A 19,203-nucleotide genomic window follows, 5' to 3' on the forward strand; every position below is an offset into this window, starting at 1 on the left:
GCTCATGGTGCCGGTCACTCCGAGACCTTCTCAGCGGCCTCGCCGATGAGCGAGACGTACTCGGCGGTGAGGTCGTCGGTCAGCGACAGCGGGCTCGGGTTCGCGGCGGCCGACAGGGGCGCGTTGGCGATCGGGAGCACGACGACGGCGCCGTCGGCGACCGCCGGGATGCGCGACAGCAGCGGGTCGGCCTGCATCGCCGCGAGCGTCGCGTCGTCGCCGTAGGTGACGAGTACGTCGAGGTCTTCGAACCGCTCGATCTCCTCGGTGCTGTTGGTGATCCAGAATTCGGAACTCTCGGCCGACTGCTCGGTGACGGTGGCGGCCGGAACGAGGCCGAGGTCGTTGAGGAAGAGCGGACGAGGATCCTCGAGCGAGTAGAAGCCCAACTGGCTGAGGTCGGTCGCATCGAACGAGCTGAACAGCGTCGTCTTGCCCGCGACGGCGGGGTACGCGCTGACGAGCTCGGCGATGTGAGCCGTCAGGTCGTCGACGAGTGCTTCTGCTTCGTCGCGGAGACCGAGCGCCGTGCCGTTGATGACCGTTAGCTCCTGCCAGGTCGTTCCCCAGGCGACATCGGGGTACGCCACGACCGGAGCGATCTTGGACAGCGTCTCGTAGTCCTCCTGTGTGATGCCGGAGTAGGCCGCCAGGATGACGTCGGGCCGGGTGTCCGCCACAGCCTCGAAGTCGATTCCCTCGGTCTCGTCGAAGAGGACGGGGGTCTCGGCTCCGAGCTCTTCGAGCTTGGTCTCGACCCACGGAAGCACGCCGTTGCCGTCGTCGTCGCCCCAGGTGACGGCAGGCATGCCGACGGGAACGACACCCAGCGCGAGGGCGGCCTCCTGATTCGCCCACGAGACGGTGGCGACGCGCTCGGGCTTCTCGGTGAGGGTCGTCTCGCCGAATGCGTGCGTGATGGTCACCGGGAAGGCGTCGGCGCTCGCGTTGCTCTCGGGGGAGCCGGAGCCCGTCGGGGTGGTCGTGGTGGCGCAGCCGGTGAGCAGCAGGGCGGCCGCGATCGCGGCGACCGAGGCTGTGCGGAATCGGGGCACAGGTTCCTCCAGAGGGGAGCTAGTAAGGACAGCCTTACTTTACTTATCTCGCCTCTGGTGCGCGAATCCGCTGCAGGCTGACTGAAGGTCTCCCTGCCCGTCGTCAGCGCCGAGCGCCGCGCTCCAGGGTGCGCACGAGGAGCCAGGCTCCCGGGATCAGGAGGGCGGCGAACGCCGCCTTGATCAGGCCCGGAACGATGAACGGCCACACGCCGGCCTCGAGAACGGCGTCGACGGTCACGGTCTTGTCGAGCACGGTCGCGAAGATGAGCGCCATGTACGGGACGCCGATCAGGAACGGGACGATGGATGCCGAGATGAAGCCCACGAATGCGAGCCACGGTGTGCGGTCCCAGGCCCGCTCGGCGAACCAGCCTGCGAGGAACGCGGCGGGAATGAAGCCCAGAACGAAGCCGAAGGACGGAGCCAGCACGTAGGCGGGCCCCGCCGTCGCTCCCGCGAAGACCGGAGCGCCCGCCAGGCCCGCAAGCAGGTAGGTCGTGAGCGAGGCTGCACCCCGGCGCGATCCCAGCGCCGCTCCGACGACGATCACGCCGAGCGTCTGCCCCGTGATCGGCACGGGGCCGATGAAGAACGAGACCTTCGCCAGGAGAGCGACCACCGCGGCGCCCGCGAGGACGAGCGTGGCATCCAGCGCGAACACCCGAGCGCCCGCACGAGGGCGGGCGATGAGGTCGGTGAGGACGGGGCGGCGGGCGGAGGCGGTGAGGGACATGCGGTCTCCTTCGGGGCATGGTGTGCCGAGCTGATCCGGAAGCGCGCCGGACAGGTCGGCGACGTCGCGACTCATCCTATGGGCGGTGCCGTGCGACTTTGTGTACCGAGTCCGACAAGAGGATCGGCGATTTCTGTCGGGGTTCGACCACGCGCGCGGGTGGGTCGACGCCCGCGGCCGGACGCGTCGCGCCTCCCCGGCCGGTAGACTCGGAGGCTGGCCACTCGGCCATCACCCATTCACGACCGAACGGACGTCCGCTGTGCTCGCCGTGCACGACCTCGAGATCCGCGTGGGCGCACGCACGCTCATGTCGGAGGTGTCGTTCCGTGTGTCCGACGGCGACAAGATCGGGCTCGTCGGCCGCAACGGCGCTGGGAAGACAACCCTGACGAAGGTGCTCGCGGGTGACCTGCTCCCGGCCGACGGCAAAGTAGAGCGCTCGGGCGAGCTGGGATACCTGCCGCAGGACCCCCGCTCGGGCGACCCCGAGATGCTGGCACGCACCCGCATCCTCGACGCGCGCGGGCTCGGCTCCCTGCTCCTGGGTATGCACGAGGCCAGCGAGCTCATGGGTTCGGACGATGCCGACGTCGCTGCGAAAGCCATGCGGCGTTACGGCAACCTGACCGAGCGCTTCGAGGCGCTCGGGGGTTACGCCGCCGAGGCGGAGGCGGCATCCATCGCGCACAACCTGTCGTTGCCCGACCGCATCCTCGACCAGCCGCTCAAGACGCTCTCCGGAGGACAGCGTCGCCGCATCGAGCTCGCGCGCATCCTCTTCTCCGACGCTCAGACGATGATCCTCGACGAGCCGACCAACCACCTCGACGCCGACAGCGTCGTCTGGCTCCGCGAGTTCCTCAAGAACTACAAGGGCGGGCTCATCGTCATCAGTCACGATGTCGAGCTCGTGGGCGAAACGGTGAACCGTGTGTTCTACCTCGATGCCATGCGCCAGGTCATCGACGTCTACAACATGAACTGGAAGAACTACCTGCGTCAGCGGGTCGCCGACGAGGAGCGCCGCAAGAAGGAGCGCGCGAACGTCGAGAAGAAGGCGACCGCTCTGCAGCAGCAGGCAGCTCGGTTCGGCGCGAAGGCATCGAAGGCTGCGGCGGCGCACCAGATGGTCGCACGTGCCGAGAAGATGCTGTCGGGACTGGACGAGGTGCGCCAGGACGACCGGGTGGCGAAGCTGCGGTTCCCCAAGCCCGCCCCCTGCGGCAAGACGCCGCTCATGGCGAAGAACCTGTCGAAGTCGTACGGATCGCTGGAGATCTTCACCGACGTCGACCTCGCGATCGATCGCGGCTCGAAGGTCGTCGTGCTCGGACTGAACGGCGCGGGGAAGACGACACTCCTGAGGATCCTCGCGGGCGTCGATGCCCCCGATACCGGATCGATCGAGCCGGGACACGGCCTGAAGGTGGGGTACTACGCGCAGGAGCACGAGAATCTCGACGTGAGTCGATCGGTGCTCGACAACATGATGTCCGCCGCCCCCGACATCACCGCCACCGAGGCGAGGAAGGTGCTCGGCTCATTCCTCTTCACGGGCGATGACGTGCTCAAGCCCGCCGGTGTGCTCTCCGGAGGGGAGAAGACCCGACTGTCCCTTGCGACGCTCGTCGTCTCCAGCGCGAACATGCTCCTGCTCGACGAGCCGACCAACAACCTCGATCCCGCGTCCCGCGAAGAGATCCTGGGCGCGCTGGCCCACTACGAGGGCGCAGTGGTGCTCGTGTCCCACGACGAGGGTGCCGTGCAGGCGCTGAACCCCGAGCGCGTCCTCATCCTGCCCGACGGCGTCGAGGACATCTGGGGTCGCGACTACATCGACCTGATCACCTTGGCGTGACCGCGTCGAGGAGCGCGTCCTCCTCCTGCATGTCGCGGTCGCGTCGCCGCTTCTCCCGCGGAACGCGGGGCCGGCCGTCGCCGTCCTCGGCATCCTCTCGGCGGTGCCGCCGTTCGGTGCGGATCATGTACCAGATGAAGACGAACCCCATCACGGCGAAGAGGATCCACTGGATCGCGTAGGACAGATGGGGTCCCGGGTCTTCCGACGGCGACGCGAGGGCCGAGGGCTGCGTAGCCGGTGCAGGCGACTCGGACACCATCAGGCCGTAGACATCGGTCATCGTGGCGTCGCCCGACGCGATCGTCTCGGCGATCAGCGGCAGATGGATGGTGGGTACCTGACCCTCCGGCGCAGTGCGTCCCGATCGCGGAAGCGGCTCACCCGGCTGCAGCCGCACGATGACCGTCGCCTCGCCCGTGGGAGGGTCGGGGACGGCATCCGGGTCGGGGGAGTTCTCTCCGGGCGGCACCCATCCCCGGTCGACGACGAGCACTCGACCATCGTCCAGGCGGAAGGGCACGAGCACCTCGAACGCGCTCGTCCCGCCGTGCGGTCGATTTCGCACGAGAAGCTGCTCGTCGGGGAGGTACTGGCCCTCCAAGACGACCGGATGCCACTGGTCCGCCGGATCGAACTCGCCGTCGGCGGCAACCAGCTCCGCGAGGGGAACGGGGGCCGCGTCGTAGTTGGCGGCGATGAGGGTCAACTGCTCTTCGCGGTCGGCGTTGCGGGTGAACTGCCAGTCGGCGAGGAACCCGCACGCGACGGCGAAGACCACCGCGAACGCCACGTACCCCGCCCAGCGGGCACCGGTCCTCATGATGCACCCGCGGCGTCGAAGCGTTCTACCTCGACCGGGAAGTCACGAGCGGCGAGGTAGTCGCGGAGATACGTCACATGGTCCTCGCACGCGGTCCAGATCTTTCGGCGGTCGGCGGCGTGAATCCGGGGATTGCGCCAGACGACCTGCCACGCGGCATCGGCGCGGCACCCGGCGCGCGAGCAGACGGTGGTGCTCACGACTCGGCCGGCGGCTTCGCCTGCGACTCGGAGATGCGGATGACGGTCGGGTTCGCCGGTGCGGGCGGCGCCGTCGCGGCGGTGATCTGCCGCTCGGGCGGAACGGCATCCGGCTCGTCCGGAGCCGACCCGACGTTCGCCACGATCACGGCCAGATAGGGGAGTGCGACGGCCCCGACCGCGAGGATGCCGGTGTGCCAGCCGTACGGCGTGATGACGACCATCAGGACGAAGCAGACGACGCGAACGCTCATCATGATGAAGTACTTCGTCATCCGCGCGTGGGCGTCATCGCGCGGCGCGCGACGCAGAGACGTCGCCGACTGCGGCGTGCGCGACTTCATGACAGCTCCGAGGTTTTCACGGTGCATCCAGGCTACGCCGGTCCGGGACATCGCGGACGCATGTCCGCCGGATCGCGACGCCGTCAGAAGTTGGACGGTGAGGTCGTGACGAACAGTCCGATGATGACGGCGAGCAGGACGCCGAAGCCGATGCCGATCCAACCGACGATCACACCTGCCAGGGCCATGCCGCGGCCCTTCTCCTTCGTGCGGGTGATCTGGGCGAGCGCGATGTGTCCGGTGATCACGCCGACGATCAGGCCGAGGGCGAGCACCCACGTCCATGCGAGCACGAAGCCCACGAGCGAGGCGACCATCGAGGTCACCGCGAGGGGGTTCGTCCGCACGGTCGCGTAGCCGTACGGCGCGGCGTAGCCTGCGGGAGCGCCATACGCCGGCGGGGCGTAGGCGGCGGGAGCGCCGTACCCGGCGGGCGGGGGATAGGCGCCGGACGGGTAGCCGGCGGCGGGAGGCTGCGCGCCCGCCTGTCCGGGGGCGCCGTAGGCGGGAGGCGGGTAGGCGGGCGCCTGGTACGGTGTCGCACCGGCCGGCGGCTGCGCGGCCGCGTACGGCGGAAGCGGCGGGTTCTGCGAGGCGGCGCCGGGGGCGGGGGGCGTCAGGCCCTCGGGGACGGGGGCGTTGCTCGGCGGGGTGGGCTCGCTCACGAAATCTCCTCTGGTTGCCTGCGATCCAGGCTATCGGTCCTGCCACCGAACCCGGGAGAGGGCCCGGCCGTCCCAGTAGGCTAGACCGGCGCTACGCGCCCGATGCGCCCCTTCCGGGGTCGCTGAGCCGCCATCGAACTCCAGGAGCACTCATGTCGACCGATCGCGTCGTTCTCGTCACGGGAGGCAACCGCGGCATCGGCCGCGCCATCGCCGAGCGCTTCGTCGCTGCGGGCTACCGCGTGGCCGTCACCGCGCGGTCGGGCGAAGGTCCCGCCGGCACCCTGACGGTACGTGCCGACGTGACGGATGCCGCGCAGGTCGATGCCGCCTTCACCGAGGTCGAGCAGCAGCTCGGCCCCGTCGAGATCGTCATCGCCAACGCGGGCATCACGAAGGACACGCTGCTGCTGCGCATGTCGGAGGACGACTTCGACTCGGTCGTCTCGACGAACCTCGGCGGCACGTTCCGCGTCGTCAAGCGCGCGGCGAAGGGATTGCTGCGCGCCAAGTGGGGTCGCGTCATCCTGATCTCGAGCGTCGTCGGACTCTACGGCTCCGCCGGGCAGATCAACTACTCGTCTTCCAAGAGCGCCCTCGTCGGCTTCGCGCGCTCGCTCACCCGCGAGCTCGGCGGGCGCGGCATCACGGCCAACGTCGTCGCGCCGGGGTTCATCGAGACCGACATGACCGCGGAGCTCCCCGGGGACACGCAGACCGAGTACAAGCGGAACATCCCCGCGGGCCGGTTCGCCACGGCCGACGAGGTCGCCGGTGTCGTCACCTGGCTGGCATCGGACGACGCGGCATACATCTCGGGTGCGGTGATCCCCGTCGACGGCGGGCTCGGCATGGGCCACTGACCAGGGCCGGCGGGATTCCTCCTCGCGAGCCGGAAAACGAAAGCCGACAGCCCACGGAACGGCGACCCACCGAGGGTCTGCGTCGTCACGGCAGAAGCGGGATGACCTCTCGGAGATCGACGCGATCGATCACGAGGTCCGCACGCGCGCGCACGGTCGGCTTGGCGTTGAAGGCCAGGCCGAGCCCGGCGTCCGCCATCATGTGCAGGTCGTTCGCTCCGTCGCCGACGGCGATGGTGCGATGGCGAGGGATGCCGCGTTCGGCGGCCCACTGACGGAGTGCGTCGGCCTTGGCCGCGGCGTCGACGATGGGGCCGTCGACGGAGCCCGACAGCACGCCCTCGTCGACGGTGAGCCGGTTGGCACGCCACACGTCGACGCCGAGGTCGGGGGCCACCGTGTCGAGGATCTCGTGGAACCCGCCGGAGACGACGGAGGCGATACCCCCGCGACGATGGATCTCGGCGATGAGTTCGCGGACGCCCGGGGTCGGTTCTATCCGCGCGAGAACCCGGGCGAACGCGGAGACCGGAACGCCGCGCAGGGCGTGGACGCGACTGCGCAGGCTCGTGGCGAAGTCGACCTCGCCGCGCATCGCGGCCTCCGTCGCGGCAGCGACTTCGGCGCCGCGCCCCGCCTCGTCGGCGATGAGTTCGATGACCTCGTTGCGGATGAGAGTGGAGTCGGCGTCGAAGACGACGAGGAAGCGGGCGTCAGGCACGCTCCCAACCTACCGAGCCGGTCAGGCCGTGACGTGCACGTTCTTCCCGACGACCGTGATGCCGCTCTCGGTGATCGTGTAGCCGCGCGCAAGGTCGCGTTCGCGATCGACGCCCACTGTCGCGCCCGCGTCGAGGACGACGTTCTTGTCGAGGATCGCGCGATGCACCCGTGCGCCGGCGCCGACGTTGACGTGGTCGAACAGCACCGAGTCGGTGATGGTCGACCCGCCTCCCGACAACGTCCACGGACCCACGACGCTGCGCTCCAGGTGCGTGCCCGACAGAACGGAACCGAGGGACACGATGGAGTCGATCGCGTTGCCCATCCGGCCGACGCCGTCTCGCACGAACTTCGCAGGCGGCGAGTTCAGCGACTGCGAGTGGATCGGCCAGTCCGTGTTGTAGAGGTTGAAGATCGGAAGGGTCGAGATGAGATCCATGTGCGCGTCGAAGAACGACTCGATCGTGCCCACGTCGCGCCAGTAGTCCTTGTCCCGGGCTGTGGAACCGGGCACGTCGTTGCGCTTGAAGTCGTAGACGGCGGCTTCGCCCCGACCGACGAAGTAGGGGATGATGTCGCCGCCCATGTCGTGGTTCGACGTCGGCAGTTCGCCGTCGGCCTCGACGGCCTCGATGAGGGCCTGCGCATCGAAGATGTAGTTACCCATGGAGGCGAGCACTTCATTCGGGTTGTCCGAGAGGCCCGTGGGGTTCTGGGGCTTCTCGAGGAAGTCGCGGATCGTGATGTTGTCGGTCGGGTCGACGTCGATGACCCCGAACTGGTTGGCCAGCGAGATCGGCTGACGGATGCCGGCGACGGTCGCCTTGGCCCCCGACTCGATGTGGGCCTGCAGCATCTGCTCGAAGTCCATCCGGTAGACGTGGTCCGCACCGATCACCATCACGATGTCGGGCTTCTCGTCGTGGATGAGGTTGAGGGACTGGAGGATCGCGTCGGCGGAGCCGGAGAACCACCGCTTGCCCAACCGCTGCTGCGCCGGGACAGAGGTGACGTACGAGTTGAGCAGCGCCGACATCCGCCAGGTCTGCGAGACGTGGCGGTCGAGACTGTGCGACTTGTACTGGGTGAGCACGACGATCTGACGGAGGCTCGAGTTGATGAGATTCGAGATCGCGAAATCGATGAGCCGGTACTGCCCACCGAAGGGCACGGCGGGCTTGGCTCGGTCGACGGTGAGGGGCATGAGCCGCTTCCCCTCGCCGCCCGCGAGGATGATTCCAAAGACCTTCGGCGCTGCAGGCATGGCACCACACTATGCCCCGTGATCGCGTCTGTACTAGCGTTCGTCCCATGCGCGTAGACATCGTCACGAAGGAGTACCCGCCGGAGATCTACGGAGGCGCGGGGGTCCACGTGACGGAGCTCGTCAAGGCGCTGCGCGACCACATCGACGTGCGCGTGCGGGCCTTCGGCGCCCCTCGCGACGAGCCCGGGACGACCGCCTACGGCGTTCCCGCGGAGCTGTCCGAGGCGAATGCGGCGCTCCAGACGTTGGGCACGGATCTGGAGATCGTCGGCGACGTCGCGGGCGCCGATGTCGTCCACAGTCACACCTGGTACGCCAACTTCGCCGGTCACCTCGCGTCGCTGCTGCACGGCATCCCGCACATCGTGACAGCGCACTCGCTCGAGCCGCTGCGCCCCTGGAAGGCGGAGCAGCTCGGCGGCGGCTACGCGGTCTCGAGCTTCATCGAGAAGACCGCCTACGAAGGCGCGGCGGCCGTCGTGGCGGTCAGCGAAGGCATGCGCCAGGACATCCTGCGCAGCTACCCGTCGCTGGATCCCGACCGGGTCAAGGTCATCTACAACGGCATCGACGTCGAGTCGTGGCGCCCCGTGCACGACGAAGCGCTGCTGGAGCGGTTCGGGATCGACCCGTCACGACCGTCGGTGGTGTTCGTCGGCCGGATCACCCGCCAGAAGGGCCTGCCGTACTTCCTGCGCGCGGCCGCGCTGCTCCCCGCGGACGTGCAGGTGATCCTGTGCGCCGGAGCGCCCGACACGCCGCAGATCCTTGCCGAGGTCGAGGGGCTGGTCCGTGAGCTGCAGCAACAGCGCGACGGTGTCGTCTGGATCGACGAGTTCCTCCAGCGCGACCAGCTCTGCGCGATCCTGACGGCGGCCACGACGTTCGTGTGCCCATCGGTGTACGAGCCGCTGGGCATCGTCAACCTCGAGGCGATGGCGTGCGGGGCAGCGGTGGTGGGCACCGGGACGGGCGGCATCCCCGAGGTCGTCGTCGACGGCGTCACGGGCCGCATCGTCCCGATCGACCAGGTGCAGGACGGCACGGGCACCCCGACCGACCCCGACCGATTCGTCGCCGACCTCGCCGCCGCCCTCACCGAGGTCGTCACCGATCCCGAGGCGGCGCGTGCCTACGGCGAGGCGGGGCGACGGCGAGCCGCGGACGAGTTCAGCTGGCAGGCGATCGCGGATGCCACCTCGGCGCTGTACCGCGAGGTGACGGGGAAGTGACCCCCGCCAGTCGATAGGCTGGGAGCATGCCGCTGGTCCTGGAGTTCGCTGACGTCGTCGTCCGCCGCAATGCTCGAAACATCGTCGACCATCTCGCATGGAGTGTCACCGACGACCAGCGGTGGGTGATCCTCGGTCCCAACGGGGCGGGCAAGACGACGATCCTCCAACTGGCGTCGACGCTCATCCACCCGACGTCCGGCTCCGTCACGATCCTCGACGAGCGGTTGGGTCGCACGGACGTATTCGAGCTTCGTCCCCGGATCGGATTCGCATCGTCGGCGATGGCCAAGCGTGTGCCGCCGGAGGAGACCGTGCTCGACGTCGTCTTGACGGCCGCGTTCTCGGTGCTCGGCCGGTGGAACGAGTCGTACGAGGCGATCGACGAACGTCGCGCCCGCCGCGTCCTGGCGACGTGGAAGCTCGAGCACCTCGCCGAGCGCACCTTCGGAACGCTGTCCGACGGCGAGCAGAAGCGTGTGCAGATCGCGCGGGCCGTCATGACCGACCCGGAGCTCCTGCTGCTGGACGAGCCGACCGCGAGCCTCGATCTCGGGGCGCGCGAAGAGCTGCTCGCGCTTCTCAGCGGTTACGCGCAGGAGCCGACGACGCCGGCGATGGTGATGGTGACCCACCACGTGGAGGAGATCCCGGTCGGATTCACCCACGTGCTGCTGCTGCGCGACGGGCAGGTGGTCGCGGCCGGCCCGATCGGGGAGGCCCTCACGGCCGACAACCTGACCGCGACGTTCGGGGCCGAGATCGTCCTCACGGAGGACGGCGGCCGGTACGCGGCGCGCGCGGCGGCGGGCGCGTACTGACCTTCTACCACGCTCGGTCGGTTCGCCGGTGCCGGGAGTGGTAAGATCGTTCTTTGGTGCGTTCGCACCGCAGACTTCCACCCGCCCCTGGCAAAATCCAGGGCATCTCGTGAGGAACCCAATGAAGACTGACATCCACCCCGAGTACAAGGCCGTCGTGTTCCGCGACCTCGGCTCCGGTGAGACCTTCCTGACCCGTTCGACGGTGTCCAGCGACAAGACGATCGAGCTGGACGGTGAGACCTACCCGGTCATCGACGTCGAGATCTCGTCCGCCTCGCACCCGTTCTACACGGGCAAGCAGCGCATCATGGACTCGGCCGGCCGCGTCGAGAAGTTCAACCAGCGCTTCAAGAACTTCGGCGGCTCCAGCAAGTAAGCCGCTTCCGCGAAGGCCCCGCTCCGGCGGGGCCTTCGTCGTTTCTGCGATGGCCTGGCTTTCAGCGGATGGGCCAGCTGCCGTCGAGGGCGTCGTCGGGGCTCAGCCGCCCCACCGAGATGAAGTACTCGGTCAAGCTCTCCGCCTGCGAGCGAGCCCACCCGATCTGCTGGGTGTGGAGCTCTTCGACCTCGTGCGAGAGGGCGTAGCGAGCCGCCAGTGCCTGCGCCACGCGGCCGGCGGCCACGGCATCCGCCGACGCGTCGTGTGCACCCTCGAGCGCGACGGCATAGTGCGCGGCGACCACCTCCAGCGTGCGCTTGCCTTTGCGGTAACGGTCGTACGTCTTGTCGAGGACGAGCGGGTCGACGACGGGAGAGGGCGAGGCGATGGGGACGATGCCGTGGCGCAGAGCCTCGTACTTGAGCAGCGAGAAGTCGTAGGGGGCGTTGTAGGCGACGACGGGGATGCCGAGGTCGAACAGCCGCTGGAGATCGTCGACCACGTCGGCGACGACCTCGCGCGCGGGGCGACCGTGTGCTCGGGCATGCTCCGTCGTGATGCCGTGGACGGCGGTGGCTCCGGCGGGGATGTCGATCCCGGGGTCGGCGATCCAGGAGCGGGCGGAGACGACCTGCCCGGTGTGGTCGAGGACGCCGACGTGCGCCGTGACGATGCGGTCGCGTGTGACGTCGACCCCCGTGGTCTCCAGGTCGAACACACCGACGCGCTGGGCCCACTCCGGAAGCGCGGAGGCGAGGGGCGGGGCGGTGCGGATCGACGCTTCGGCGATCTCGTCGTCGTCCCACAACGGGAGCGGTACGGAGCGCCATTCGACCATGTTCCGACGCTACGGGGGCGCTCCGACATCCGCGACGCGGCGCGCGCGGCGCCTCGTAGACTCGACGGGTGGTCACCAACCCCTACGCCGAGCGCCTCGCGCGTATCCCGGTCGAGCGTCGCGAGGTCGAGGTCCTGGGAGGCCGCACCGTGTACTGGGTGTACGGCCCGGCCGATGCGCCCGTCACCCTCCTCGCGGTGCACGGCTTCCGCGGCGACCATCACGGTCTCGAACCCGTCGTGGCGCACCTGGACGGCATCCGAGTGGTCTCACCCGACCTTCCGGGGTTCGGCGAGACTCCGCCCCTTCCGGGGTTGACGCACACGCTGCAGACCTACGCGCGGTGGCTGACCGAGTTCGCGGCGGCCGCAGCACCGGGAGCGATCGTGCTCGGACACTCGTTCGGGTCGATCGTCGCTTCCGCGGCGGTGGCGGGCGGCCTCCCTACCGATCGCCTCGTGCTCGTCAATCCCATCGGCGCCCCCGCGCTCGAGGGGCCCCGCGGCATCCTCACCCGCCTCGCGGTCTTCTATTACGCGGCGGGAGCGCGCTTGCCGCGGCGCCTCGGGGAGGCCCTGCTGCGCAATCGCCTCGTGGTGCGCGTGATGAGCGTCTCGATGGCGAAGACGCGCGATCGCGGGTTGCGCGCCTTCATCCACGATCAGCACGACACGTACTTCTCGGACTTCGCCGATCGTGATGTGCTGCGCGACGCGTTCGTCGCCTCGGTGTCGCACGACGTACGGGCCTTCGCGCCCCGCATCGCGCAGCCGACGCTGCTGGTCGCCGCCGACCGCGATGACATCACGCCGATCGAGGCCGAGCGCCACCTGCAGACGCTCTTCGCCGACGCGACGCTGGTCGAGATCCAGGGCGTCGGGCACCTCATCCACTACGAGACGCCCGATCAGGCCGCTGCGGCGGTCACGCGCTTTCTCTCGCCCTCCGACGCCGGTACGCGTTGACGTTCATGCGATTGCCGCAGTTGCCGGTGTCGCAATACCGCTTCGACCCGTTCTTCGAGTAGTCGACGTAGACCGATCGGCAGTCGTCCGCGTCGCAGAGGCGCACGCGGTCCCACTGGTCGGCGCGGATCACCTCGACGAACGCCATCGCGACCTCGACGAGGATGCGCGTCGCGAGCGGTGCGGAGTCGTCGGTGGCGTGGATGTGCCAATCGAACTGGTCGTGGATGACGAGCTGGGGGAGTGCTCGCCCGTCGCGCAGCATGGCGTTGACGATGGGCACGGCGCCGTCTCGATCGACATCCCACAGGGCGCGGAGCGGGCCCCGGATGCCGCGTACGGCGGAGAGTTCGGCCTCGTCGCGCGTCATGGTTCCCGTGTAGGGATAGTCGACGAGGAACGCGGCCAGGTCGGCCGGCGTCTCGAGGCGATCCACGCCCTCGGTGTCGGTGTCGGGCAGGGTGTTCACGAGGGCGACTCCGGCGCGCAGTGCGAGCTCGGTGTCACGAATGAAGACCATGTTGACTCCTGACTGAAGGGGGCAGTACTGTCACCAGTGTAAACAACGATCACTCCTGACAGCCGAGGTTTCCGTGACCCAGACCGCGCCGCTCCCCGTGATCCGCCCCATCGTCGGCGAGGCGGGTCGATCGTCGCACGGACGCGGCGTCGGCGTGCTCATGGCGGTGGCGTCGGCACTGGCGTTCTCGTCGAGCGGACCGCTCGTCAAGCCGCTTCTGGAGGCCGGCTGGTCGCTGTCGGCAGCCCTCATCGTGCGGATGGGACTCGCGGCACTCGTGCTGTCGCCCGCGCTGGTCCGTGCCGTTCGGCGGGAGCGCGCGTTCGTCCGACGCCACGGGCTCGCGCTGCTCGCCTTCGGGCTCATCCCCGTCGCCGGATGTCAGCTGCTGTTCTTCTCGGCGATGCAGCGGATGCCGGTGGCCGTCGCACTGCTCATCCAGTACCTCGCGCCGGTGTTCCTCGTCGGTTTCGTCTGGCTGCGCACGCGCCGGGCTCCGTCGCGTCTCGTTCTCGTGGGCTCGGCGGTCGCGATGGCCGGACTCGTGCTCGTCGTCGACATCTCCGGCGCGCGCTTCGATCTGCTGGGCACGCTGCTCGCCCTCGGAGCGGCCCTGTGCGTCTGCGTGTACTTCGTCATGTCGGAGCGCACCGGTGACGACCTGCCCCCGCTCGCCCTCGCATCGGGCGGGCTCGTGGTGGGCGCGCTGTTCACGGGGCTCCTGGCGCTCGTCGGCATCCTGCCCTTCGCCGCCCCCGACGTGACGGTCGCCTTCCGCGGGATCGAGGTCGCCGGCTGGGTGCCGCTCCTGTGGGTCGGCGGGGTCGCGACCTCCGTGGGCTACGCGCTGGGCGTGATGGCGGTACCGCGCACCGGGTCGCGCCTCGCGTCGTTCATCGGACTGTCGGAGGTGCTCTTCGCCCTCATGTTCGCGTGGCTGCTCCTGGCCGAGACCCCCGCGCCGATCCAGTTCCTCGGGGGAGCGCTCATCCTCGTCGGCGTCGTCCTCGTCCGCATGGACGCGGAGGCCACGCCCGCCGTCACGACTCTCGCCGAGCCGCTTCCAGCAGAGGGCGCACCCGATAGCCGATGACCTCGCCCATCACGAGCGATGTCTCGGTGCGTTCGACGCCGTCGATGGCGAGAATGCGGGCGTCGATGCCGAAGAGGTGCTGCGTGTCGCGTGCGGCGACGCGCGCCAGGAGGTCGACCTGTCCGCTGAGGCCGTGGGCCTGCAGTACTTCGGGGATGCGGGCGAGCTCTTCCGTGATGCGCGGGAGGTCGGCCTGACGGACGACGATGCTCACCATCGCCTCGATCGGGTAGCCCAGCGCCACGGGCGCCATCGCGCGCTCGAAGGACCCGAACACTCCGGAACGCTCGAGCTTCGCCATCCGTGCCTGGACGGTGTTGCGCGACAACCCGAGACGCTCGGCGAGCGCCACGACGGTCGCGCGGTGGTCGTCGGCCAGGGCGTTCAGCAGCTCGAGATCGACGTGGTCAAGAGATCCCATAGTGCGAAACCATAGCATCGCGATCGAATCATGTCTGCGCAACATGCTCAATACGAACGGCAATGCTTGAGCTAGGTGCGCGAGCGACGTAGCCTCGGGTCACCGGCGACGAGGCCGGCGAAGGGAAACGACCGTGTCGTCCACAAGATGGCGCGGCTTCTCGCAGAAGGGACGACGATGACGTACACCCCGACGACCGACACCGCGCAGCACACCGATCTCGATGCACCGCTGCAGCTGCTGACCCCCGAGGGCGAGCGTCGCCACGATGCGCGACTGGAACCGTGGATCGCCGACCTCGACGCCGAGGCGCTGCAGGGGCTGTACCGCGACATGGCCATCGCGCGCCGCGTGGACGCGGAGGGGGTGGCGCTCCAACGTCAGGGGCAGCTCGGCCTGTGGGCTCCCGCGCAGGGCCAGGAGGCCATTCAGATCGCCAGCGCACGCGCCTGCCGGCCCGACGACTTCCTCTTCCCCAGCTACCGCGAACTCGGCGTTCTCCTGGTTCGGGGGGCGGCACCGGCCGACCTCGTGCTGTCGTGGCGCGGTGAGGTGCTCTCGACCTACGACCCGCACGAGCTCCACGCCGCCCCGCCGCAGATCATCATCGGCGCGCAGGCTCTCCATGCGGTGGGCTACGCGATGGGCGTGCAGCGCGACGGAGGCGACCAGGTCGCCGTCGCGTACTTCGGCGACGGGGCGACGAGTCAGGGCGACGTGAACGAGGCGATGGTGTTCGGGTCGTCGTTCGGCGCGCCGGTCGTGTTCGTCTGCTCCAACAACCAGTGGGCGATCTCCGAACCCGTCACGGTGCAGTCGAAGTTCCCGATCGCCGGACGTGCGCCGGGCTTCGGCATCCCGAGTCTGCGCGTGGACGGCAACGACGTGCTGGCCTGCACGGCGGCGATGCGCTGGGCGCTCGATCACGCACGGCGCGGCGAGGGACCGGCGTTCCTCGAGGCGGTGACGTATCGGATGGGTCCGCACACGACGTCGGACGACCCGACGCGCTACCGCGACGCGGCCGAACTCGAGAAGTGGCGCGCACGGGACCCGTTGCTGCGCCTGGAGGCGCACCTCCGCGAGATCGACGCGTTCGACGATGCGTTCCGCGCGGATGTCGACGCAGATGCGCTCTCGTACACGACGCAGATGCGCGCGGCTGCGGTCGGTGCGACCACGCGCCCACCGCTCGCGCTGCTGGACTCCGTCTATGCGGAGCCTCACAGCGGCATCGACGAGGAGCGCGAGCACTTCGCCGCCTACCTCGCCGGATTCGCGGACGAGGAGACGCGCTGATGCCCGAGATGACGATGGGGAAGGCGCTCGGCGCAGGGCTGCGCCAGGCGATGGCCGATGACGACCGCGTGCTGATCATGGGGGAGGACGTCGGCCGTCTCGGCGGGGTGTTCCGCATCACGGACGGCCTGCTGGACGAGTTCGGTGCGGCTCGCGTCATCGACACTCCGCTCGCGGAGTCGGGCATCGTCGGCACGGCCGTCGGCCTGGCTCTTCGGGGGTTCCGCCCGGTGGTGGAGATCCAGTTCGACGGCTTCGTGTACCCGGCCTTCGACCAGATCGTGTGCCAGGTCGCGAAGCTCCACTATCGGACCGGTGGCAAAGTGCGGCTGCCTATCACCATCCGCATCCCCTGGGCCGGCGGCGTGGGCGCGGCCGAGCACCATTCCGAGTCGCCCGAGGCCTACTTCGTCCACACGGCCGGACTGCGGGTGGTCGCGGTGTCGAACCCCCAGGACGCGTACACCATGCTCCGCCAGGCGATCGCGAGCGACGACCCGGTGATCTTCTTCGAACCCAAGCGGCTCTACCACTCGAAGGGTGAGGTCGATCTCGCCGGTCACGTCGCCGACGCGGCGCCGCTCGGGCTCGCCCGCGTCGTCCGAGAGGGGACCGACGTCACGCTTCTGACGTATGGGGCACAGGTGACCACGGCGATGGATGCCGCGACCGCTGCCGAAGATGACGGCATCTCGATCGAGGTGATCGACATCCGTTCCCTCTCGCCCGTGGACTATCGCACCGTGACGGCCTCGGTGCGCAAGACCGGTCGCGTGGTTGTGACGCACGAGGCGGCCCGGGAGGCGGGTGTGGGTGCGGAACTCATCGCCAGCGTGACGGAGAAGTGCTTCCACTATCTGGAGTCCGCTCCGGTCCGGGTGACCGGCCATGACATCCCGTATCCGCCCGCGAAGCTCGAGCGGCATCACCTTCCCGACCTCGACCGCATCCTCGACGCTGTCGATCGCGTGCTGGATCGGCCCCACAGCCTTTCGGAGGTCGCGCAGTGATCGCGCAGTTCCGTCTCCCGGATCTCGGCGAAGGGCTGCCCGAGGCCGAGATCGTGCAGTGGCACGTGGCTCCCGGGGACAGCGTGACCCTGAACCAGACGATCGCGGAGGTCGAGACCGCCAAAGCCATCGTGGAACTGCCGTCGCCCTTTGCCGGTGTGGTCAGCGAGCTCTCGCACGCCGCGGGGGATGTCGTCTCGGTGGGGGAGCTGCTCATCACGTTCGACATCGAGGAGGAGGCGCCTGCGGATGCCGCTCCGGTGAGCGACTCGGGAACCGCGGCGACCTCGCCCGACGAGGTTCGGACGCCGAACCTCGTCGGATACGGCGCGCCGCCTCGGGCCGCCGGACGGCCGCAGCGTCGTGCGCGGGCGGGCTCGCGAGCCGTGACCGGCGACACCGCGGTGCTCGACGCGCCGCACGACCTCCTCGCGCCTGCCGCTTCGGAGGAGCCGCGCCACGAGCGGCCGCGATCGACGCCGCCGGTGCGCAAGCTCGCGAAGGACCTCGGTGTCGATCTCGCGCTGGTCGAGGCCTCCGGCGTCACGGGGGTCATCACCCGCGCCGACGTCGAGGCGTTCGCCCTGCGGCTCGCTCCGGCGTCCGCGCCGGCGGGTTCGTCGGACGAGGCGCACGCCATCGACACCGCTGCCGCTCCGATCGGCGACGGTGGCGGTGCGCGGGAGACCCGGATCCCGATTCGCGGGGTGCGGAAAGCGACCGCCGCCGCCATGGTGCGCAGCGCCTTCACCGCGCCGCACGTCACCACCTTCCTCACGGTGGACGTCACCGCGACGATGCGGCTGCTGGACGCTCTGCGCGAGGATCGGCGGCTGGACGGACACCGGGTCGGCGTGCTCGCCGTGGTTGCCAAAGCGGTCTGTCTCGCCCTCGGCCGGCATCCGGAGCTGAACGCCCGATGGGACGAGGAGGCCGGCGAGATCGTCCAGTACGGCTACGTGAATCTCGGCATCGCGGCCGCAACCGAGCGCGGATTGGTGGTTCCGAACGTCAAGGATGCCGAGGCGCTCGATCTCGTCGCCCTCGCTGATGCGCTCGCGGAGCTGACCTCGGTCGCCCGCAGCGGTCGGGCGGGACTGGACCGGCTGACGGGTGGGACGTTCTCGCTGACCAACTTCGGCGTCTTCGGCGTCGACGCCGGTACGCCGATCCTCAATCCCGGGGAAGCCGGCATCCTCGGTCTCGGCGCGGTGCGCCGACAGCCGTGGGAGTTCGAGGGCGGTGTCGCCCTTCGCGACGTCATGACACTGAGCCTCTCTTTCGACCACCGGCTGGTCGACGGCGAGCAGGGTTCGCGCTTCCTGCGCGATGTCGCCGACGTGCTGAGGGAGCCCGGCCGCGCGATGCTCCTGCGCTGAGCGACCCGGGCGCCTGGTCGCTCGAGAACGCGATCAGGCGCGGAGGGCGGCCAGCGCCATGTCGCGCAGGATGCCGTGGAGTCCCTCGGTGTCGGTCGTGCCGCGCGCGGTGCGCACCGTGTGCGGTGTCGAGTTGATGAGGCCGAACGCGGCGTGGACCCGAATCCGGAGCTCATCGGTGCTCCGCGTCGGGTGCAGGCCCCGTAGTGCGTCGATCCACACATCGACGTAGGAGCGCTGCAGTTCGCGCACCGTGGCGCGGTCGTCGGCGGTGAGGCTGGCGAGGTCGCGGTCCTGCACGCGGATCACGTCGGCATCCGCGAGGGCGAAGTCGACGTGGAAGTCGACGAGGGCCGTCAACTGCCCTGCGGTGTCGGTGGTGCCGGTGACGACCTCGCGTCCGCCGTCGAGCAGGCGCCGGCTGACGCCGACGAGGATCTCGGCCAACAGCGCCTGCTTGTTGGCGAAATGCCGGTATACGGCGGGGCCGCTGACGCCGACCGCCGCCCCCAGCTCCTCCAGGCTCACGCCGCTGAAGCCGCGCTCCGCGAAGAGGCGCGCCGCGGCGCGCAGAAGTGAGTGGTGTCGCTCCACCTTGGCGCGGTGGCGCTCCGTGGTCCCCGTTGCCATCTCAGTTAATCCTCGCTAACCTACAGAGAATCAGTTAGTGAAACCTAACCGGTCGGGTCTTCGAGCGACAACGGCT

Annotated in this window: 22 protein-coding genes; 10 read left to right on the forward strand and 12 right to left on the reverse strand. The window is 69.4% G+C overall.

Going from position 1 to position 19,203, the window contains the following annotated elements:
• Positions 1-14 precede the first annotated feature (14 nt).
• Both ACSQ18_RS06160 and ACSQ18_RS06165 read right to left on the reverse strand, forming a co-directional pair.
• Positions 15-1,055, reverse strand: a complete 1,041-nt coding sequence (locus ACSQ18_RS06160; RefSeq protein ID WP_436036258.1) for an iron-siderophore ABC transporter substrate-binding protein — start codon at positions 1,053-1,055, stop codon at positions 15-17.
• A 103-nt stretch (positions 1,056-1,158) separates the two neighbouring features.
• The gene (locus tag ACSQ18_RS06165; protein WP_436036259.1) at positions 1,159-1,791 is read right to left on the reverse strand and encodes a biotin transporter BioY; all 633 of its coding nucleotides are present in this window, start codon (positions 1,789-1,791) and stop codon (positions 1,159-1,161) included.
• 262 nt (positions 1,792-2,053) lie between these two features.
• On the opposite strand from ACSQ18_RS06165, the gene ACSQ18_RS06170 reads away from it, so the two are divergent.
• Positions 2,054-3,652, forward strand: coding sequence for an ABC-F family ATP-binding cassette domain-containing protein (locus ACSQ18_RS06170; RefSeq protein WP_144807720.1), 1,599 nt, complete (start codon positions 2,054-2,056; stop codon positions 3,650-3,652).
• Here ACSQ18_RS06170 and ACSQ18_RS06175 read toward each other — a convergent pair.
• The 4 genes from ACSQ18_RS06175 to ACSQ18_RS06190 form a co-directional block, all read right to left on the reverse strand.
• Entirely contained in the window at positions 3,639-4,475 is an 837-nt protein-coding gene (locus tag ACSQ18_RS06175) for an SURF1 family cytochrome oxidase biogenesis protein (RefSeq protein ID WP_436036260.1), read from the reverse strand. The genes ACSQ18_RS06170 and ACSQ18_RS06175 overlap by 14 nt on opposite strands.
• Entirely contained in the window at positions 4,472-4,675 is a 204-nt protein-coding gene (locus ACSQ18_RS06180) for a hypothetical protein (protein ID WP_436036261.1), read from the reverse strand. Before ACSQ18_RS06180 ends, ACSQ18_RS06175 begins: the two co-directional genes overlap by 4 nt.
• Positions 4,672-5,019 (reverse strand): DUF3099 domain-containing protein, encoded by a 348-nt coding sequence (locus tag ACSQ18_RS06185; protein ID WP_436036262.1) that lies wholly within the window; start codon positions 5,017-5,019, stop codon positions 4,672-4,674. Before ACSQ18_RS06185 ends, ACSQ18_RS06180 begins: the two co-directional genes overlap by 4 nt.
• Before the next feature lie 83 nt (positions 5,020-5,102).
• Positions 5,103-5,684: a DUF4190 domain-containing protein gene (locus ACSQ18_RS06190; protein ID WP_436036263.1), complete on the reverse strand. Its 582-nt coding sequence runs from the start codon at positions 5,682-5,684 to the stop codon at positions 5,103-5,105.
• 152 nt (positions 5,685-5,836) lie between these two features.
• Between ACSQ18_RS06190 and fabG the strand changes: the two genes are divergently transcribed.
• Complete coding sequence (gene fabG, locus ACSQ18_RS06195; RefSeq protein WP_436036264.1) at positions 5,837-6,547, forward strand: 3-oxoacyl-ACP reductase FabG; 711 nt, start codon at positions 5,837-5,839, stop codon at positions 6,545-6,547.
• A gap of 85 nt (positions 6,548-6,632) precedes the next feature.
• Here fabG and serB read toward each other — a convergent pair whose 3' ends face one another.
• Positions 6,633-7,268 carry a phosphoserine phosphatase SerB gene (serB, locus tag ACSQ18_RS06200; RefSeq protein ID WP_436036265.1) on the reverse strand — a complete coding sequence of 212 codons (636 nt, stop codon included), beginning with the start codon at positions 7,266-7,268 and terminating at the stop codon, positions 6,633-6,635.
• Positions 7,269-7,289: 21 nt separating this feature from the next.
• The gene (gene glgC / locus ACSQ18_RS06205) at positions 7,290-8,534 is read right to left on the reverse strand and encodes a glucose-1-phosphate adenylyltransferase (RefSeq protein ID WP_436036266.1); all 1,245 of its coding nucleotides are present in this window, start codon (positions 8,532-8,534) and stop codon (positions 7,290-7,292) included.
• 47 nt (positions 8,535-8,581) lie between these two features.
• Between glgC and glgA the strand changes: the two genes are divergently transcribed.
• The 3 genes from glgA to ACSQ18_RS06220 all read left to right on the forward strand — a co-directional run bounded on the left by glgA (position 8,582) and on the right by ACSQ18_RS06220 (position 10,969).
• Complete coding sequence (gene glgA, locus ACSQ18_RS06210) at positions 8,582-9,769, forward strand: glycogen synthase (protein ID WP_436036267.1); 1,188 nt, start codon at positions 8,582-8,584, stop codon at positions 9,767-9,769.
• A gap of 26 nt (positions 9,770-9,795) precedes the next feature.
• Positions 9,796-10,590 (forward strand): ABC transporter ATP-binding protein, encoded by a 795-nt coding sequence (locus tag ACSQ18_RS06215; protein WP_144807729.1) that lies wholly within the window; start codon positions 9,796-9,798, stop codon positions 10,588-10,590.
• Between the two features lie 121 nt (positions 10,591-10,711).
• Positions 10,712-10,969, forward strand: a complete 258-nt coding sequence (locus ACSQ18_RS06220) for a type B 50S ribosomal protein L31 (RefSeq protein ID WP_060958672.1) — start codon at positions 10,712-10,714, stop codon at positions 10,967-10,969.
• Positions 10,970-11,030: 61 nt separating this feature from the next.
• On the opposite strand, the gene ACSQ18_RS06225 is transcribed toward ACSQ18_RS06220, so the two are convergent.
• Positions 11,031-11,810 (reverse strand): exonuclease domain-containing protein, encoded by a 780-nt coding sequence (locus ACSQ18_RS06225; RefSeq protein WP_436036268.1) that lies wholly within the window; start codon positions 11,808-11,810, stop codon positions 11,031-11,033.
• A 68-nt stretch (positions 11,811-11,878) separates the two neighbouring features.
• Here ACSQ18_RS06225 and ACSQ18_RS06230 point away from each other — a divergent pair, with 68 nt between their 5' ends.
• Positions 11,879-12,775 (forward strand): alpha/beta fold hydrolase, encoded by an 897-nt coding sequence (locus ACSQ18_RS06230; protein ID WP_436036269.1) that lies wholly within the window; start codon positions 11,879-11,881, stop codon positions 12,773-12,775.
• On the opposite strand, the gene ACSQ18_RS06235 is transcribed toward ACSQ18_RS06230, so the two are convergent.
• Positions 12,735-13,295: a CGNR zinc finger domain-containing protein gene (locus tag ACSQ18_RS06235; protein ID WP_436036270.1), complete on the reverse strand. Its 561-nt coding sequence runs from the start codon at positions 13,293-13,295 to the stop codon at positions 12,735-12,737. The two genes, ACSQ18_RS06230 and ACSQ18_RS06235, sit on opposite strands and share 41 nt — an antisense overlap.
• Positions 13,296-13,368: 73 nt before the next feature.
• Here ACSQ18_RS06235 and ACSQ18_RS06240 point away from each other — a divergent pair, with 73 nt between their 5' ends.
• Positions 13,369-14,388 carry a DMT family transporter gene (locus ACSQ18_RS06240; RefSeq protein WP_436036271.1) on the forward strand — a complete coding sequence of 340 codons (1,020 nt, stop codon included), beginning with the start codon at positions 13,369-13,371 and terminating at the stop codon, positions 14,386-14,388.
• Here the strand turns inward: ACSQ18_RS06240 and ACSQ18_RS06245 are convergent.
• Entirely contained in the window at positions 14,336-14,809 is a 474-nt protein-coding gene (locus tag ACSQ18_RS06245; protein ID WP_144807732.1) for an Lrp/AsnC family transcriptional regulator, read from the reverse strand. The genes ACSQ18_RS06240 and ACSQ18_RS06245 overlap by 53 nt on opposite strands.
• 177 nt (positions 14,810-14,986) lie before the next feature.
• Between ACSQ18_RS06245 and ACSQ18_RS06250 the strand changes: the two genes are divergently transcribed.
• The 3 genes from ACSQ18_RS06250 to ACSQ18_RS06260 are packed head-to-tail and all read left to right on the forward strand — an operon-like array spanning position 14,987 to position 18,497.
• Positions 14,987-16,108, forward strand: a complete 1,122-nt coding sequence (locus tag ACSQ18_RS06250; RefSeq protein WP_436036272.1) for a thiamine pyrophosphate-dependent dehydrogenase E1 component subunit alpha — start codon at positions 14,987-14,989, stop codon at positions 16,106-16,108.
• On the forward strand, positions 16,108-17,118 hold the full coding sequence (locus ACSQ18_RS06255) for an alpha-ketoacid dehydrogenase subunit beta (protein ID WP_436036273.1): 1,011 nt from the start codon (positions 16,108-16,110) through the stop codon (positions 17,116-17,118). Before ACSQ18_RS06250 ends, ACSQ18_RS06255 begins: the two co-directional genes overlap by 1 nt.
• Positions 17,115-18,497: a dihydrolipoamide acetyltransferase family protein gene (locus tag ACSQ18_RS06260; protein WP_436036274.1), complete on the forward strand. Its 1,383-nt coding sequence runs from the start codon at positions 17,115-17,117 to the stop codon at positions 18,495-18,497. The genes ACSQ18_RS06255 and ACSQ18_RS06260 overlap by 4 nt, the downstream gene beginning before the upstream one ends.
• A gap of 33 nt (positions 18,498-18,530) precedes the next feature.
• Here ACSQ18_RS06260 and ACSQ18_RS06265 read toward each other — a convergent pair whose 3' ends face one another.
• A complete protein-coding gene (locus tag ACSQ18_RS06265; protein WP_436036276.1) occupies positions 18,531-19,127 on the reverse strand; it encodes an SACE_7040 family transcriptional regulator in 597 nt (198 codons plus the stop codon).
• Positions 19,128-19,203 lie beyond the last annotated feature (76 nt).

It is taken from the genome of Microbacterium sp. LjRoot45, assembly GCF_964253325.1.
In the GTDB taxonomy this organism is placed as follows: Bacteria; Actinomycetota; Actinomycetes; order Actinomycetales; family Microbacteriaceae; genus Microbacterium.